This window comes from Streptomyces sulfonofaciens (assembly GCF_014656295.1).
Lineage (GTDB): Bacteria > Actinomycetota > Actinomycetes > Streptomycetales > Streptomycetaceae > Streptomyces > Streptomyces sulfonofaciens.
On sequence record NZ_BNCD01000013.1, the window covers coordinates 149,902 to 164,263 of the forward strand.

Sequence of the window (14,362 nt, forward strand, 5' to 3'; positions counted from 1 at the left end):
GGACACGCCTGGCACCGGGCACAACCCGGCGGTGCCGAAACGGCCCACTGCGCAACGGGCTCAGGACCTGACGGGCTCAGGACGCCAACGGACTCAGGACGTGATGGACTCAGGACGCAATGGACTCAGGACGTGACCGGCTCATGCGTGACCGGCTCAGGACGCCAACGGGCTCAGGTCGCAACGGGCTCAGTACGTGACGATCTGCACCTGGGGCTGGTGCCCGTTCCAGGTGCAGAACACGGACACCTCGTCGGAGTCCGTGGCGAACTCCACGCGGATCCAGCTCGGTTCCTTCCACACCTGCATCGACCAGCCGGGATTGGGCGTCGCCGAGACCAGGCGCGCGGAGGTCCTCCCGATGTCCAGCACCACCCGGCCACCCTTGGTGTCGTAGCTCCGCACCACCCCGTCGTCGGTGCCGGTGCCGGTGCCGGGCGAGGACGGCGGGGGCGAGTGGCTCGGCCCCCGCTCCGCCGGCGCGCTGTGCACGGGCGCGGGCGGCCTCGGCGGCCGGGGTCTGCGGGTGGGGGACGGTGTGGGCCGCGGGCGGTGGGTGGACGACGAGACCGGCTTCGCGTGGCGCGGCGAGCCGCCCGCCGCGATCGGCACCGCACGCGGTGGGTCGTAGGCGGTGCCTGCGAGCACCGTGTGGACGCCCCACCACGACAGCGTTGCCGCGCCGCCGGTGGCGAGCGACCAAGCCAGGCCGTGCATCAGTCCCTTGAGCATCCCGGCCATGGTGCCCCACGGACCCGTGCCTTGTCCCCGGCGGGTCCGGGTGCCGGGTGCCCCGCCCACGCGCGGCACGCGCTCACCGCCGTGCGGCACGCCTCCTGCCCGCACTCCCCTTGTGCGGCACAGCGCCGGAGCCACGCCCGGGCCGGCCATCAGGTCCGAGGGAGACCGCGCCCCGAGGCAGCAGGGACAGCAGAAACAGCCGGGACAGCCGGGACCGCAGCGGCCGAGGAAGCCGCAGCGGCCGGGGAGGCCGCAGGGAGGCGGGGGACCAGGGGGCCGAGGGGAGCAGAGGAGGACCGGGGCGCGCCCCCATGGCGTACGGTGCCGGGCATGGCTCGTGTGCTCGTGGTCGAGGACGATCAGTTCGTCCGCTCGGCCCTCATCCGGCACCTCACGGAACTGCCCACGGACTCCCACGCCGTACGCAGCGTCGGCACCGCCCTGGAAGCGCTCCGCGAGGTCGCCCACCACCACTTCGACGTGGTCATCCTTGACCTCGGCCTGCCCGACCTCGACGGCGCGGAGGCGCTGAAGATGCTGCGCGGCATCACCGACGTACCGGTGATCATCGCCACCGCGCGGGACGACGAGGCCGAGATCGTACGGCTCCTCAACGACGGTGCCGACGACTACCTCACCAAGCCGTTCTCGGTGGAGCACCTCTCGGCGCGGATCGCCGCCGTGCTGCGCCGCTCCCGCGCCAGCGTCCGCGAGGTGCTGCCGGGCCGGGTGATCCAGGTGGGCGGGCTCTCCATCGACCCGCTGCGCCGCGAGGCGGAACTGGACGGCGCCCAACTGGACCTGACCCGCCGTGAGTTCGACCTGCTGGCCTTCCTCGCCGGCCGCCCCGGCGTCGTGGTGCCGCGCAGGGAACTCCTCGCCGAGGTGTGGCAGCAGTCGTACGGCGACGACCAGACCATCGACGTCCACCTGTCCTGGTTGCGCAGGAAACTCGGTGAGACCGCGGCCAGGCCCCGCTACCTGCACACGCTGCGGGGCGTGGGCGTGAAACTGGAGCCGCCGCGGGCGGAGCCGCTGCGATGAGGTGGGCGCTGGTGAGGGTCTGCCTGGCCGTCACCGCCATGGTCGTCGTCGCCTTCGCGATCCCACTCGGCCTGGTCGTCAGGGAGATGGCACGCGACCGGGCGGTCTCCGACGCGGAGCGGCGTGCCGCGGCGCTCGGCCCCACCCTGTCCATCACCGGCGACCGGGACAAGCTGGCCTGGGCGCTGGCCGCCGCGCAGGACGGCCCGGGTGGCCGGATGGCCCTGCACATCCCGGCCACCGGCGACCGGCCCGCGCTCGACATCGGGCCCCGGCGGGCCGCCCGGGACGACCTGGCGGCCACCCGCAGGCTCGGCCGGGCCTCCCTCTCCGCGGTGGCCGGCGGTTCCGTGCTGCTCCAGCCCACCGCGCTCAGCTCGGGGAAGATCGCCCTCGTGGAGGTCTTCGTGCCCGAGGCCGAGATGACCAAGGGGGTGCGCAGGGCCTGGCTGGTGCTGGGCGGGGTGGGCATCGCCCTGATCGTCGGTTCCGTCGCCGTCGCCGACCGGCTCGGCATCCGGATGGTCAAGCCGGCCCGGCGGCTGGTGCGCGCGGCGCACGAGCTGGGCGAGGGACGGCTCGGGGCCCGGGTGCGCGAGGAGGGCCCCACCGAACTGCGGCTCGCCGCCGTCGCGTTCAACTCGATGGCCGACCAGGTGGTGCAACTGCTCGCCAACGAGCGCGAGCTGGCCGCCGACCTCTCGCACCGCCTGCGCACCCCGCTGACCGTGCTGCGGCTCAACACCGCCTCCCTCGGCGACGGACCCGCGGCCGAGCAGACCAGGGCGGCCGTCGAGCAGTTGGAGCGCGAAGTGGACACCATCATCCGTACCGCACGCGAGGCCAAGCCGCAGACCGCGGCCCAGGGCCCCGGCGCGGGCTGCGACGCCGCCGAGGTGATCCGCGAGCGGATGGGCTTCTGGTCGGCGCTCGCGGAGGACGAGGGGCGCACGGTGCGGGTGGCCGGCGTGGAGCGGCCGGTGCGCATCCCAGTGGTGCGCTCGGACCTCGCCGCCGCGCTCGATGCCCTCCTCGGCAACGTCTTCCGGCACACACCGGAGGGCACCGCCTTCTCCGTCGACGTGCACAACGGTGAGGACGCGGTACTGGTCCTGGTCTCCGACGCGGGCCCCGGCATACCGGACCCGCGGGCCGCGCTGGCCCGCGGCGGCAGCTCGGGCGGGGCGGGCTCGACCGGACTCGGCCTGGACATCGTGCGCAGGCTGGCGGAGTCCACCGGCGGTGACGCCCGGATCGGTCGCTCGGTGCTGGGCGGCACGGAGGTGCGGATCCGGCTCCAACTGGGCCGGGAGAGCGGCGACGGCCGCCGCGTCACCGCCCGGCTCCGCCGCGCCCACCGGGGCTCCCGCAGGCCCCGCACCGCGGGCGTGCCCTGACCCGTTGGCCCACCGGCCGGGACGGGACGGGCCCCGCGCGCGAGCCCCCTGCACGCGGCGTGCGGCCGCCCACCCGTCGGCCCGCGGCGCGCGGTGCGCATGCCCGTCGGCCCGCGGCGCGCGGTGCGCACGCCGGTCGGCCCGCGGCGCGCGGTGCGCACGCCCGTCGGCCTGCGGCGCACCGGTGCGCCCTCCCGTCGGCCCGCATCCCCGTCAGGGGCACGGGCCGCCCGGCCGGCCGGCCGCGCACCGGGCCGGGACAGGACCGCCGGATGGCCACCGGCCCCGCGAACTCCGCCGCGTTCGGGCCGCCGGGCGGGTGCCGCCGTGGTGCGCGCAGGACGCACCTCGCCGCACCCGCACCCCTCCCCGGCACGGGGTCACCTTTAATCGACCCCGATGCCTTCCTTAAGAGCAGCCTAAGAACACCAACTGCCGCCCGGATAGGGCGCTTTGTCTGGTTCCGGATCGCTACGGTGCTGCCGCGTACCCCCCACGGGCGTCCACCCCCACCGGACACCCGGGGCAACCCCCGGCCCCGGGTGTCCGCCGTCCTTCGGACACGGACGCCCTCCCCCCACGACCGAGTGCCGGTGGTGCCGCGCCGAGCAGGCTCCGCCGCACAGCTAAGGCAGGCACGTGATGAGCAGCATGCACCGTCGTACGGTCAGCGGCACGATCAAGGCGATGCGCGGCTTCGCCACCGCAGGCATGGTGGTGGGCGGCGGCTTCCTGTTCTCCGCGACCGCGCTCGCCACCCCCACCGCCGCGCCGACGTCCGACACGGCCGGCGACGCGGCGGCCGGCGCCTTCGCCCCGTACGTCGACACCTCCCTCTCCCCGGCCTTCGACCTCGTGGCCACCGCCGAGGAGACCGGCGTCGACCAGTTCAACCTCGCCTTCCTCACCTCCGGCGGCGGCTGCGAGGCGAAGTGGGGCGGCAGCGGCGACCTGGACTCCAACGAGGTCGCCTCCCAGATCGACGACCTGCGCGCGGAGGGCGGCGACGTGCGGGTCTCCTTCGGCGGCGTGGCCGGCTCCGAGCTGGCGCTGGCCTGCGCCGGCGCCGACGACCTCGCCGCGGCCTACGGCAAGGCGATCGACGCCTACAAGCTCACCAAGGTCGACTTCGACATCGAGGGTTCCGCGCTGCCGGACACCGAGGCCAACACCCGCCGTGCCCAGGCCATCGCCCTGCTCCAGAAGGACCACCCGGACCTGGACGTCTCGTTCACGCTGCCGGTGATGCCCGAGGGCCTGACCCCGCCCGGCGCCGACCTGCTCGCCAACGCGGGCGAGAACGGCGTCGACGTCTCCGCCGTCAACATCATGGCCATGGACTACGGCCCCGCGTACGGCGACGACATGGCGGCGTACGCGGAGCAGGCCGCCACCGCCGCCCAGGGGCAGATCAAGGACGCGCTCGGGGTCTTGGACAGCGAGGCGTGGCAGAAGGTCGCCATCACCCCCATGATCGGCCTCAACGACGTCAGCACCGAGACGTTCACCGTCGACGACGCCACCGAGCTGGTGGGGTTCGCCCAGGACAAGGGCGCGGGCTGGCTCTCGATGTGGTCGGCCGGCCGTGACCGGCCCTGCGCCGGGGGCTCGTCCGGCACCGCGCAGCCCACCTGCTCCTCCGTCGACCAGGAGCCGCTCGCCTTCATGAAGGCCTTCGCCGCCTACAAGTGACCCGCGGCGAGCCACCCCGACCCCCCACGGAACGCGCGCCCCGGCCGGCTTCCCCCCACACGGCCGGGGCGCGCACCCGTCCGGTGCCGGTCAGCGCACGGTGCTGCCCTCCCAGACGGGTTCCGCGGGCAGCTCGCCGGTCCGTGCCCGCTCCGCGTACCACAGCGCGCTGGCCTTCGGGGTGCGGGTCTGGGTCGGGTAGTCCACGTACACCGCGCCGAAGCGCTTGCTGTAGCCGTGCGCCCACTCGAAGTTGTCCATCAGGGACCACAGGTAGTAGCCGCGGACGTCGGCGCCGTCGGCGATGGCGCGGTGCACCGCCCGGAGGTGGCCGTGCAGGTAGGCGATCCGCTCCGGGTCGTTGACCTGGCCGTCGGTCTCCAGCTTGTCGTCGTAGGCGGCGCCGTTCTCGGTGACGTACAACTGGAGGTCGGGCCGCATCCTGCTGTAGCGGGTGATCAGGTCGTACAGGCCGCTCGGGTCGATGGCCCAGCCCATCTCGGTGCACTCGCCCGGCGGCTGGTGGAAGGTGACGTCGTCCGCACCGGGCCACGGGGAGTGCTCGCTGACGCCGTGGTTGGTGGCGATCGGTCCGGCGGGAGTGCTGGACTTCGCGGACACCAGGACGGGCGTGTAGTAGTTGAGGCCGAGGGCCTCCACCGGCTGGTGGCAGGCGGCCAGGTCACCGTCCTTGACGAAGCTCCAGTCGGTGAGGCCGGCGGTGTCCGTGAACAGGGAGGCGGGATAGGCGCCCTGGAGGACGGGACCGTGGAAGACGCCGTTGGCGAGGTTGTCCACGCGGCGCTGGGCGTCGGCGTCGGCGGGGTCGTCGGTGAGGGCCCTGATCACCTGGGAGTTGAGGCTGAGCGCGATGGCGGCCCGGGCCGGCAGGACACCGCGCAGGGCGCTGGTGGCCAGGCCGTGCGCCAGGTTGAGGTGGTGAGCGGCGCGCAGGGAGGCCGCCGGGTCGGTGCGGCCGGGCGCGTGGACCCCGGAGGAGTAGCCGAGGAAGGCGGCGCACCAGGGTTCGTTGACGGTCATCCAGCGCTCGACGCGGTCACCGAGCGCCTCGCCGAGGAGCGCGGCGTACTCGGCGAAGCGGTACGCCGTCTCCCGCTCGGGCCAGCCCCCGGCGTCCTCCAGCTCCTGCGGGAGGTCCCAGTGGTAGAGGGTCAGGGCGGGCTCGATGCCGTGCTCAAGGAGCTCGTCGACGAGCCGGCGGTAGAAGTCCAGGCCGCGCTGCACTGCGGGGCCCCGGCCGGTGGGCTGCACCCGGGACCAGGAGACCGAGAATCGGTACGCGCGCAGGTTGAGGCCCGCCATCATCGCCACGTCGTCGCGGTAGCGGTGGTAGTGGTCGACGGCGGTGTCCCCGTTCTCGTCGAAGGCCACCTTGCCGGGGGTATGGCTGAAGGTGTCCCAGATCGAGGGAGTGCGGCCGTCCTCCCGCACCGCTCCCTCGATCTGGTAGGCGGAGGTCGCCGCACCCCAGAGGAAGTCGGGCGGGAAGGTCAGTGATTCGGGCATGGAAGCGCTCCCATAGTCAGGTCGGGGAAGGGACGGAAGGACGGACGGGATGGAGGCGGACGAGGGGCGCCCGGCGGGCCCGGGCGCCCTGTGGCGGCCGCGGGCGAACGGCCCCGCGGTCCCGGGGACCGCGGGAGCCGCCGCCGCGCGGGCCGGCGGAACCCGGGCCCGCAGGACGGCGCTGTCCGCGGGGTGCGGCGGGCTCTCAGCCCTTGACGGCACCCTGCATGATGCCGCCGACGATCTGCTTGCCGAACAGGACGAACGCGACCAGCAGCGGCAGCGTGCCCAGCAGGGCACCCGCCATGATGACCGCCTGGTCGGGGATATACCCCGTACCGAGCTGGTTCAGGGCCACCTGAACGGTGGGATTCGCCTGGTTCAGTGCGATGATCGGCCACAGGAAGTCGTTCCAGGCCATCACGAAGGTCAGCAGCCCCAGCACGGCCATCGCGGGTCTGGCCGCGGGGAAGACCACGTGCCAGATGACCCGCAGGCTGCTGGCGCCGTCCGTGCGCGCCGCCTCGATCAGCTCGCCCGGCAGCGCCTGGACGAGGTACTGCCGCATGAAGAACACGCCGAAGGCACTCACGAAGGTCGGCAGGATCACCGCCTGGAGCTGGTTCGACCAGTGCAGATCCGCCATCCACAGGTAGAGCGGCACCACGCCGAGCTGCGGCGGCACCATCATGGTGCCGATGGTGATCAGCAGCAGGGTGCTGCTGAACCGGAACCTCAGCTTGGCGAAGGCGAAGCCTGCGACCGTGGAGAAGAGCACCGTGCCGGCGGTGATGCTGCCCGCGACGATCAACGAGTTGACCATCGCCTTGCCGAGGCCGCCCTGGTCCCAGGCCGTCTGGAGGTTCTTGAGGAGGTTGCCGCCGAACCACAGCGGCGGTGGGGTCTGGGCGAGCCGCTGGTCCGTACGGGACGCGGCGACGGCGGTCCAGATCAGCGGAAGCAGGGACACCACCGTGAACAGGCCGAGCACGGTGTAGGTGACGGGGCCGGCGTGCAACTGGCGGCCGGCCCGCGGGGCCAGGGCGGTGGACTTCACTGGACTCCTCCTCGCGGACGGGCGGCGGGCCGGCGGGCCGGGCGGCCGGGACGGCCCGGGGTCCCGGGAGCGCGCCCGGGGGCGTACCGCATCAGTCTTTCCTCAGGCGTCTGGCGACCAGCATGTTGATCGCGGCGATGACCAGCAGGATCAGGAACATCGCCCAGGCGATGGCGGACGCCTTGCCGAGGTTGCCGATCACCCAGCCCTGGTCGTACATGTACAGGCCCAGCGTCTGGAACTGGTGGTCCGCGCCCCCCTTCGAACCGGAGTTGCCGCCGAACAGCAGCGGCTCGCCGAAGAGCTGCGTGGCGCCGATGGTGGAGACCACGACCGTGAAGAGGATCGTGGGCCGCAGCATCGGGACGGTCACATGGCGGAACTGCTCCCAGCGCGACGCCCCGTCGATCGCCGCGGACTCGTACAGGTCCGCGGGCACGGCCTGCATCGCGGCGAGGTAGATCAGGGCGTTGTAGCCGGTCCAGCGCCAGATCACGATCGACGACACGGCGAACTTGGAGCCCCAGATCGACTCGCGCCAGTTGACGGGGTCGATGCCGGCGAAGTGCAGCAGCCAGTTGATCGCACCGCCGTCCCACGAGTAGAGCAGCGTGAAGACCAGCGTGGCGGCGGCCACCGAGGTGGCGTACGGCGCCAGCATGGTGACGCGCCAGAAGGTGGAGCCGCGCAGCTTGTAGTTGAGCAGGTGCGCGATGCCGATGGCCATCAGCAACTGCGGCACCGTGGAGATCACACCGATGGCGAAGGTGTTCTCCAGCGCGGTCCAGAAGAAGTCGCTCCGGATCAGGTTGGCGTAGTTGTCGAGGCCCACCCAGGTCTGGCTGTCCAGGTTGGCGAGCTGCACGTTGTGCAGCGACGACCAGCCCGTGTAGATCAGCGGGAAGAGCCCGAAGGCGCCGAAGAACAGGAAGAAGGGCGCGATGAAGGCGTAGGGGCTCGCCTTCGTGTCCCAGCGGTAGAGGCGGCTGCGCCACGAGGTGGGCGGCGGGGGAGTGCCGCGCGGGCGGCCGGACGCGGCCGGGGCCGCGCCCCCGTCGGAGGGGGGCGCGGTCTCGGCGTACTCGGTGGTGTGGGACATCGTCACTCGCCCAGTACGTCCTTGATTTCCTTCACGGCCGACGACCAGCCCTGCGCGGGGCTCTTGCCCTGCTGCTCGACCTGGAGCACGCCGATGTCCGTGATGGCGGAGCCGATCTGCTGGTCCTTGACGCCGTAGGTCGCGATCGGGATCGTCTTGGCCGCGTCGCTGAAGATCTGTGCGAGCGGGGCTTGGCCGAAGTACGTGTCGGTGTCCGGCTGCACCTTCAGCTTCGCGTAGGCGCTCGGCGTGGACGGGAAGGTGCCCTGCTTGGCGAAGACCTTGGCCTGCTGCTCGGGCGCGGTCAGCCAGGTCGCGAGCTTGATCGCCTCGTCCTTGTGCCTGCCCTGGGAGGGCACTCCGACGAACGATCCGCCCCAGGCGGCGGAGCTGGGCGCGGCGGCCACGTCCCACTTGCCCCTGCCGGCGGCGCCGGCCTTCTGCTCGATGTAGCCGAGCATCCACGGCGGGCAGGAGACGGTGGCGAACCTGCCGTTGGCGAACGCCTGGTCCCACGGCTTGTCGAACTGCTTAAGCTTCGCCGACATGGTGCTGGTGGCGACCTTCATCGAGGTGTCCCACGCCAGCTTGCGGCCCGCGCTCTTCTCGTAGTCAGGCTGCCCGTCCGTGCCGTAGTAGCGGTCCTTGGAGCCGGAGATCACGGCGTTGTAGACACCCGCGGCGCTGTCCACGAACTTGGTGCCGTCGGGCGCCTTCTTCATGTACTGCTTGCCGAGGTCCACGTATTCGTCCCAGTTCCCCGCCCACCGCCTGGACAGTTCCTCGCGGTCGGTGGGCAGTCCCGCCTTCTCGAAGAGGTCCTTGCGGTAGCAGATCGCCATCGGGCCGATGTCGGCGCCCAGCGCCACGAGCTTGCCGTCCTTGGCGGTGGCCTGCTCGGTCTTCCAGTCGAGCCACCGCGACTTGTCGTAGCCCCCGGCCTTGCTCAGGTCCTCGAACTTGTCGGCCTGGGTCTGCACGACCTCGGTGATGTTGGCGATCTCGATGGCCTGGACGTCGTCCGCGCCGCTGCCGGCCTGGAGACGGGTCAGCAGCTTGGGGTAGTAGACGTCGTTCCGCTCGGTGACGTTCTCCTTGATGTTGATGTTCGGATGCAGCTTCATGTACTCGTCGTAGAGACCGGCCTGCTTGTATCCGAAGACACCGAAGGTCCCCACCGTCAGTGTGATCCTGCCGTCCGAGTCGCCGCCGCCCGACGAGGCGTTCGACGACCCGCCGTCCGAGTCCTCGGCGCAACCGGCAAGCAGCCCCGTCGTGAGCGCGGCGACGACCGCGAAGGCCACCAGCCGCCGGGACCCGCGGATGCTCGTGCGCATTGCGTCCTCCTGTTGCCCCTGACGTGCCGACCCCCCGGCCAACTGCACTGTTGGACACACGATCGAGCGTGGCGGCGGCGCGGGTGGGGAACGTGCGGGAGATGTATGTGCGAGGTACTGTGGGAGCGCTCCCACAAGTGATGTGTTGAAGACTCGCGGGTATGCGGGAGGGTGTCAAGACACCGGCGCGCAGATACGGCGTGAGTTATCGGCCTGTTAGATATGGGAGAACAGTGTCGACAGGGACCGGCGGGGGCCGGAGCGGGGAAGCCGTCCCGGGAGGTCGGCGGGATCCGGGCGGGGAATCCGGGGCTGTTAGATTCCTGGCCGGATGCGGTTGACGGAAGGCGGGCAGATGACGGGCCACGGAACGCGGGGCCGGAGCGGCGGGCGGCCGACCCTGGAGGAGGTCGCCGCGCGGGCGGGCGTGGGCCGGGGCACGGTCTCCCGGGTGATCAACGGCTCCCCACGGGTCAGCGAGGCGACCCGGGCCGCGGTGGAGGCGGCGGTGGCGGAGCTGGGCTACGTGCCGAACACCGCGGCACGCGCGCTCGCCGCCAACCGCACGAACGCCATCGCCCTCGTGGTGCCCGAGCCGGAGACCCGGTTCTTCGCCGAGCCGTACTTCTCCGGGATGCTGCACGGCGTGGGCGCCGAGCTCGCGGACACCGAGATGCAGCTCCTGCTGATCTTCGCGGGCAGCGCACGGGAGCGTCAGCGGCTCGCCCAGTACCTGGCGGCGCACCGCGTGGACGGTGTGCTGCTGGTCTCCGTGCACGCGGACGATCCCCTCCCGGACCTGCTCGACCAACTGGAGATCCCCACGGTGATAAGCGGCCGCAGGTCCGCCGAGGAGACCCTGCCCGCGGTCGAGGCCGACAACTTCGCGGGCGCACGCTCCGCCGTCCGGCACCTGGTCGCCCGCGGCCGCACGACCATCGCCCACATCGCGGGCCGCCTGGAGATCTACGGTGCCCAGTGCCGTGTCGACGGGTACCGCGCGGGTCTGGAGGAGGCGGGCCACGCGGTCGACGAGGACCTGATCGTGCCCGGCGACTTCACCGAGGAGGGCGGCCGCCGGGCCATGACCCGCCTCCTTGAGCACCACCCGGACCTGGACGCCGTCTTCGCCGCGTCCGACGTGATGGCGGCGGGCGCCCGCCAGGCGCTGCGCGCCTTGAACCGCCGGATACCCGAGGACGTCGCCCTGATCGGCTTCGACGACTCGGCCATCGCCCGGCACATGGACCCGCCGCTGACGAGCGTGCGGCAGCCGATCGAGGAGATGGGCCGGGCCATGATCGACGTCCTCCTGGCGGAGATCGCGGAACGCCGCCCGACGGGCGTGCGGGGCGCGGTCCACCGCCAGGTGCTGCTGCCCACGGAGCTGGTGGAGCGGGCCTCTTCCTAGCGGGGCTCTCTCGCTGAGGGGGAGCGGGCTCGTGCCCGAGCGGAAGGCTTTCCGGTGGCACGGCGGTGCCAGGGGTGCGGGGGGACGGGTCGTGCGGACGCAGGCATGACGACCGTCCTCTGAGCCTGCCGGGGCGCCGCGCTGTCCGCGGCTTCGAGGGGTGGGCCGAGGGCGTCGCGGCCGATCTCCGATGCCTGGGGGGCGGTACGGAGCGGGTCGATCTGGGTGGGTGGCGGCCATGGTGGTGCCGGATCACCCAGTGGACACGCTGAGCCTCCGGGTCACTGCTCGGTGGTTGGCCCATGCCTGCGCTGCTGCCACCATGGCCGTGAGCCATGGCTCGGCGGGGCGCCGATCAGCCATCGCACGCCACATGCGCACACTGGCGGCGGCGAACGCGTCGATGGCCTTCGGATCCGCGTCCGCCCATGCCTTGCACTCGGCTGCCCATGACTCGGCAGCTTCGGCGCAGTGCCCTGCCGCTACGAGTTGCACGACGAGTTGGGCGGGGTCGATGAATGCTGCGCCGCGGGTTGGCCAGGCCCAGTCCACGGCCCACGCGTCCCGGTCGCCGACGAGCAGGTTGCTTGGGTTGATGTCTGCGTGGAGCAGTGCGTCTCCCTGGAACAGCTCCGCTTCCGATGCGCTGGAGGCGAACCTGTTCCAGCGGGTCTCGGGCCAGTCCCGTGCGACGTCGGGCAGGTCCAGTTCCCCGATCCGGTTGAGCAGTTCGACGATGGACAGCAGATCGGGTGAGCACGGCTTGAAGTTCGACGGCCTGCCGTCCACGACGTCGAACCCGAGAGCGATCCACTCCTCGTTTTCCGCATGCCACCGCAGAACCGGGGACACGGGCTGCACGAATGTGTTGATCCGCTTCTCCCGAAGGACGGAGTCACGCCGGCCTCCCGGTCGGTTGCGCATCGCCTTGACGAAGAACGCCCCTTTCTCACACTCGATGAGCGCCGTGAGATCCGACATGTTCCCGCGCTCAGTCGGCCGGATACCGGTCATATCTCCGGTGTGCGGGTGGATCAGCGCATGAAACCCAGGTCCGGGGCCGTCCGCCATACAGCTTTCATCTCCTGGGATCGCATTCACCGCTCGGGAACCCTGGACTGCACTCCGCATTGGGGTCGCATCCGGGGTCGCAGTGATCGCCGCTCTCGTCATCGCCGCCACCGTTACGGGCGGAGCTGCGAATCGAGATGTTGGCCTTAGCCATTGCAGCGCCGCCGAGGATACCGGCCAGCGGGGCGTCCTGAACGTTCCCGACGTTCATCCAGCCGGAGAAGACGCACGGGGAGACCTCGCCGGTAGGACTGACGGCAGCCGTGCCCACGCCGCACCGGCCGCAGAGGTTGGCCGGGTCTGGGGCCCTGTCCTGCGCTCCCCGCCCGAAGGGTCGGACGTGGTCCACTGTGATCCTCGTGACGCCCAGAGCCTCAAACTCCCGCCGCGCTTCACTGACGCACTGGGCGTCACTACCGGAGACGACCCCGACGCGCAGCGGGACGCCGAGCCGGACGGCCTTTTCGATGTTGGCCCGGGTCCGGGCGTGGCTCGGTCGACCTGTCATCGCGTTGTGCTCGGCGGCCCGGTGCGAGTAGTAGGACGTGGCGAGGGTGGTCGGTTCCCCACCGATGAACTGGACATCGAGCACTCCGCAAGAGGCGGCCTGATCCAGAACCCCGGCCCAGTCGTCGCGGGTCATCGTGCCGTGGTCCCCATTCGGCCCCGACGCGTTGTAGCAGTGCGTGCATTCGAGTTGGCACCTGCGCGTCAGGTCCAGCCACAGAAGCCGAGTCGTGGACTTCTTCGCTGATGTGTCCGTAATCGGTGTCACCGCTTGTCCCTTCCTGTTGTGGTGTGAAGTTCTGGCCCGTTCCGGCCGCGCGATCCGCCGGCCGGGCTTGTGCACGCCCTCGTCGATCTGACGTTGCGGGGTGCGCGCGAGGCGGATGTATGCCGGCGGGTCGACGCCGGAGGTGCGGGCTGCCCGAATGGTGTCCTTGGCGCTCATGGCCTTTCCGAGTGGTTCGTGGGTTGGGTCCCCCGGCCTGGGCCGCAGCGCTGCGGCCCAGGCCGGGGTGCGGCCACGTGGTTCTGGTGGTCGCGTGTCCCGCGGTGCGGGGTTGGGGCCAGCCGGACGGCGGGGGGTCGGGTGCGCGGGCATCTGGCGGGTCAAGGCGGTCAGGGGCGGTGGTCGGGTTTCGGTTGCGAGCGGTTCGCGGGCCCTGGGGTGGGTCGCCGCGGTCGTTTGGGGCACTGCTTGTGGGTGTGGGTCGTGCTGCCCGGGCCGCTGGCGCCGTGGTGGATGTGAGTGTCGTAGGGCTCGTCCGGGTGGATGAGTTGATCGCAGCGGACGCAGTACACGCGTGTGCCTTTCAGGTCGGGTGGTAGAGGGCCCATGCGGCGTCGGTGAGCACGGCGGTCACGACCACGGCTATCTGGCCGAGGCCGAGACCGGTGTGTGCCACAAGCGCGTCGTGCACGCGCCGCAGGCGGGCGAGTAGGGGCCGAGGTCGCTGTCGGGTGTGCGTCACCGCGTGTCCCGTTCGGCTTCGGCGAGTGGGTTGGTGGGCGCCGGGTGGGCGGTGAGCGGGGCGGTGGTGATCTCCTGGAAGGACCGGTGGTTGGTCCTATCGGCGTGCTTCATGGCCCACATGTCGGTGTCGCTCTGCTGCGCGCCGGGCGGGGATGCCTCGGGGCAGGTCGTGCACTGCACGAGCCGGGTGGGTACGACGAGGTGCCCGTCCTTGTCCCGCTCGGGGCCGATGGTCCATTCCGCGTACCGGAGCACGGCGCTCATGGCGCCGCCTTCAGGGCCGCGGCCGTCACCGGGGGCCGGTGCGGTGCGATGGCCTGCCCGTCCGGCAGGAGTTCGCCGGTGTCGTCGAAGAGCAGGACCCCGTTGCACAGCAGGGTCCAGCCCTGCTCCGGGCGGTGCGCCACGGGATGGGCGGCCTCCCGGTCGGCGGAATCGGCCGGCGGGCAGGGCGGCTGGTGCGGACAACGGCCCGGGCTGCGAGTAGGAAGCACAGAGGTCTCCGTGAG

Annotated in this window: 13 protein-coding genes; 4 read left to right on the forward strand and 9 right to left on the reverse strand. The window is 71.8% G+C overall.

What is annotated here, in order from left to right:
* Positions 1-189: 189 nt before the first annotated feature.
* Positions 190-732, reverse strand: a complete 543-nt coding sequence (locus tag IE313_RS21495; RefSeq protein WP_189934693.1) for a hypothetical protein — start codon at positions 730-732, stop codon at positions 190-192.
* A 339-nt stretch (positions 733-1,071) separates the two neighbouring features.
* On the opposite strand from IE313_RS21495, the gene IE313_RS21500 reads away from it, so the two are divergent.
* From IE313_RS21500 to IE313_RS21510, 3 genes are all read left to right on the forward strand, one after another.
* Positions 1,072-1,785, forward strand: coding sequence for a response regulator transcription factor (locus IE313_RS21500; protein WP_189934695.1), 714 nt, complete (start codon positions 1,072-1,074; stop codon positions 1,783-1,785).
* Positions 1,782-3,182 (forward strand): sensor histidine kinase, encoded by a 1,401-nt coding sequence (locus IE313_RS21505; protein ID WP_189934697.1) that lies wholly within the window; start codon positions 1,782-1,784, stop codon positions 3,180-3,182. The genes IE313_RS21500 and IE313_RS21505 overlap by 4 nt, the downstream gene beginning before the upstream one ends.
* A gap of 642 nt (positions 3,183-3,824) precedes the next feature.
* On the forward strand, positions 3,825-4,874 hold the full coding sequence (locus tag IE313_RS21510; protein WP_189934699.1) for a chitinase: 1,050 nt from the start codon (positions 3,825-3,827) through the stop codon (positions 4,872-4,874).
* 90 nt (positions 4,875-4,964) lie between these two features.
* On the opposite strand, the gene IE313_RS21515 is transcribed toward IE313_RS21510, so the two are convergent.
* The 4 genes from IE313_RS21515 to IE313_RS21530 all read right to left on the reverse strand — a co-directional run bounded on the left by IE313_RS21515 (position 4,965) and on the right by IE313_RS21530 (position 9,894).
* On the reverse strand, positions 4,965-6,401 hold the full coding sequence (locus tag IE313_RS21515; RefSeq protein ID WP_189934700.1) for a GH1 family beta-glucosidase: 1,437 nt from the start codon (positions 6,399-6,401) through the stop codon (positions 4,965-4,967).
* Between the two features lie 205 nt (positions 6,402-6,606).
* The gene (locus IE313_RS21520; protein ID WP_189934702.1) at positions 6,607-7,458 is read right to left on the reverse strand and encodes a carbohydrate ABC transporter permease; all 852 of its coding nucleotides are present in this window, start codon (positions 7,456-7,458) and stop codon (positions 6,607-6,609) included.
* Between the two features lie 91 nt (positions 7,459-7,549).
* Positions 7,550-8,557 (reverse strand): carbohydrate ABC transporter permease, encoded by a 1,008-nt coding sequence (locus IE313_RS21525; RefSeq protein WP_189934860.1) that lies wholly within the window; start codon positions 8,555-8,557, stop codon positions 7,550-7,552.
* Positions 8,558-8,559: 2 nt separating this feature from the next.
* The gene (locus IE313_RS21530; RefSeq protein ID WP_189934704.1) at positions 8,560-9,894 is read right to left on the reverse strand and encodes an ABC transporter substrate-binding protein; all 1,335 of its coding nucleotides are present in this window, start codon (positions 9,892-9,894) and stop codon (positions 8,560-8,562) included.
* A gap of 355 nt (positions 9,895-10,249) precedes the next feature.
* On the opposite strand from IE313_RS21530, the gene IE313_RS21535 reads away from it, so the two are divergent.
* Positions 10,250-11,305: a LacI family DNA-binding transcriptional regulator gene (locus IE313_RS21535; RefSeq protein ID WP_189934705.1), complete on the forward strand. Its 1,056-nt coding sequence runs from the start codon at positions 10,250-10,252 to the stop codon at positions 11,303-11,305.
* Positions 11,306-11,557: 252 nt separating this feature from the next.
* Here IE313_RS21535 and IE313_RS21540 read toward each other — a convergent pair whose 3' ends face one another.
* The 4 genes from IE313_RS21540 to IE313_RS21555 form a co-directional block, all read right to left on the reverse strand.
* Positions 11,558-12,376, reverse strand: coding sequence for a hypothetical protein (locus IE313_RS21540; protein WP_229924835.1), 819 nt, complete (start codon positions 12,374-12,376; stop codon positions 11,558-11,560).
* A gap of 7 nt (positions 12,377-12,383) precedes the next feature.
* Positions 12,384-13,328 (reverse strand): radical SAM/SPASM domain-containing protein, encoded by a 945-nt coding sequence (locus tag IE313_RS21545; protein ID WP_189934707.1) that lies wholly within the window; start codon positions 13,326-13,328, stop codon positions 12,384-12,386.
* A 519-nt stretch (positions 13,329-13,847) separates the two neighbouring features.
* The gene (locus IE313_RS21550) at positions 13,848-14,117 is read right to left on the reverse strand and encodes a DUF7848 domain-containing protein (protein ID WP_189934709.1); all 270 of its coding nucleotides are present in this window, start codon (positions 14,115-14,117) and stop codon (positions 13,848-13,850) included.
* Complete coding sequence (locus IE313_RS21555) at positions 14,114-14,347, reverse strand: DUF5999 family protein (protein ID WP_189934711.1); 234 nt, start codon at positions 14,345-14,347, stop codon at positions 14,114-14,116. The genes IE313_RS21550 and IE313_RS21555 overlap by 4 nt, the downstream gene beginning before the upstream one ends.
* Positions 14,348-14,362 lie beyond the last annotated feature (15 nt).

What these genes read in the sequence shown, in the direction of transcription:
- IE313_RS21515 (WP_189934700.1), bottom strand. Translation starts at nt 6,401, where the DNA reads ATGCCCGAATCACTGACCTTCCCGCCCGACTTCCTCTGGGGTGCGGCG.
- IE313_RS21535 (WP_189934705.1), top strand. Translation starts at nt 10,250, where the DNA reads ATGACGGGCCACGGAACGCGGGGCCGGAGCGGCGGGCGGCCGACCCTG.
- IE313_RS21510 (WP_189934699.1), top strand. Translation starts at nt 3,825, where the DNA reads ATGAGCAGCATGCACCGTCGTACGGTCAGCGGCACGATCAAGGCGATG.
- IE313_RS21545 (WP_189934707.1), bottom strand. Translation starts at nt 13,328, where the DNA reads ATGAGCGCCAAGGACACCATTCGGGCAGCCCGCACCTCCGGCGTCGAC.
- IE313_RS21495 (WP_189934693.1), bottom strand. Translation starts at nt 732, where the DNA reads ATGCTCAAGGGACTGATGCACGGCCTGGCTTGGTCGCTCGCCACCGGC.
- IE313_RS21525 (WP_189934860.1), bottom strand. Translation starts at nt 8,557, where the DNA reads ATGTCCCACACCACCGAGTACGCCGAGACCGCGCCCCCCTCCGACGGG.
- IE313_RS21550 (WP_189934709.1), bottom strand. Translation starts at nt 14,117, where the DNA reads ATGAGCGCCGTGCTCCGGTACGCGGAATGGACCATCGGCCCCGAGCGG.
- IE313_RS21540 (WP_229924835.1), bottom strand. Translation starts at nt 12,376, where the DNA reads ATGGCGGACGGCCCCGGACCTGGGTTTCATGCGCTGATCCACCCGCAC.
- IE313_RS21505 (WP_189934697.1), top strand. Translation starts at nt 1,782, where the DNA reads ATGAGGTGGGCGCTGGTGAGGGTCTGCCTGGCCGTCACCGCCATGGTC.
- IE313_RS21500 (WP_189934695.1), top strand. Translation starts at nt 1,072, where the DNA reads ATGGCTCGTGTGCTCGTGGTCGAGGACGATCAGTTCGTCCGCTCGGCC.
- IE313_RS21530 (WP_189934704.1), bottom strand. Translation starts at nt 9,894, where the DNA reads ATGCGCACGAGCATCCGCGGGTCCCGGCGGCTGGTGGCCTTCGCGGTC.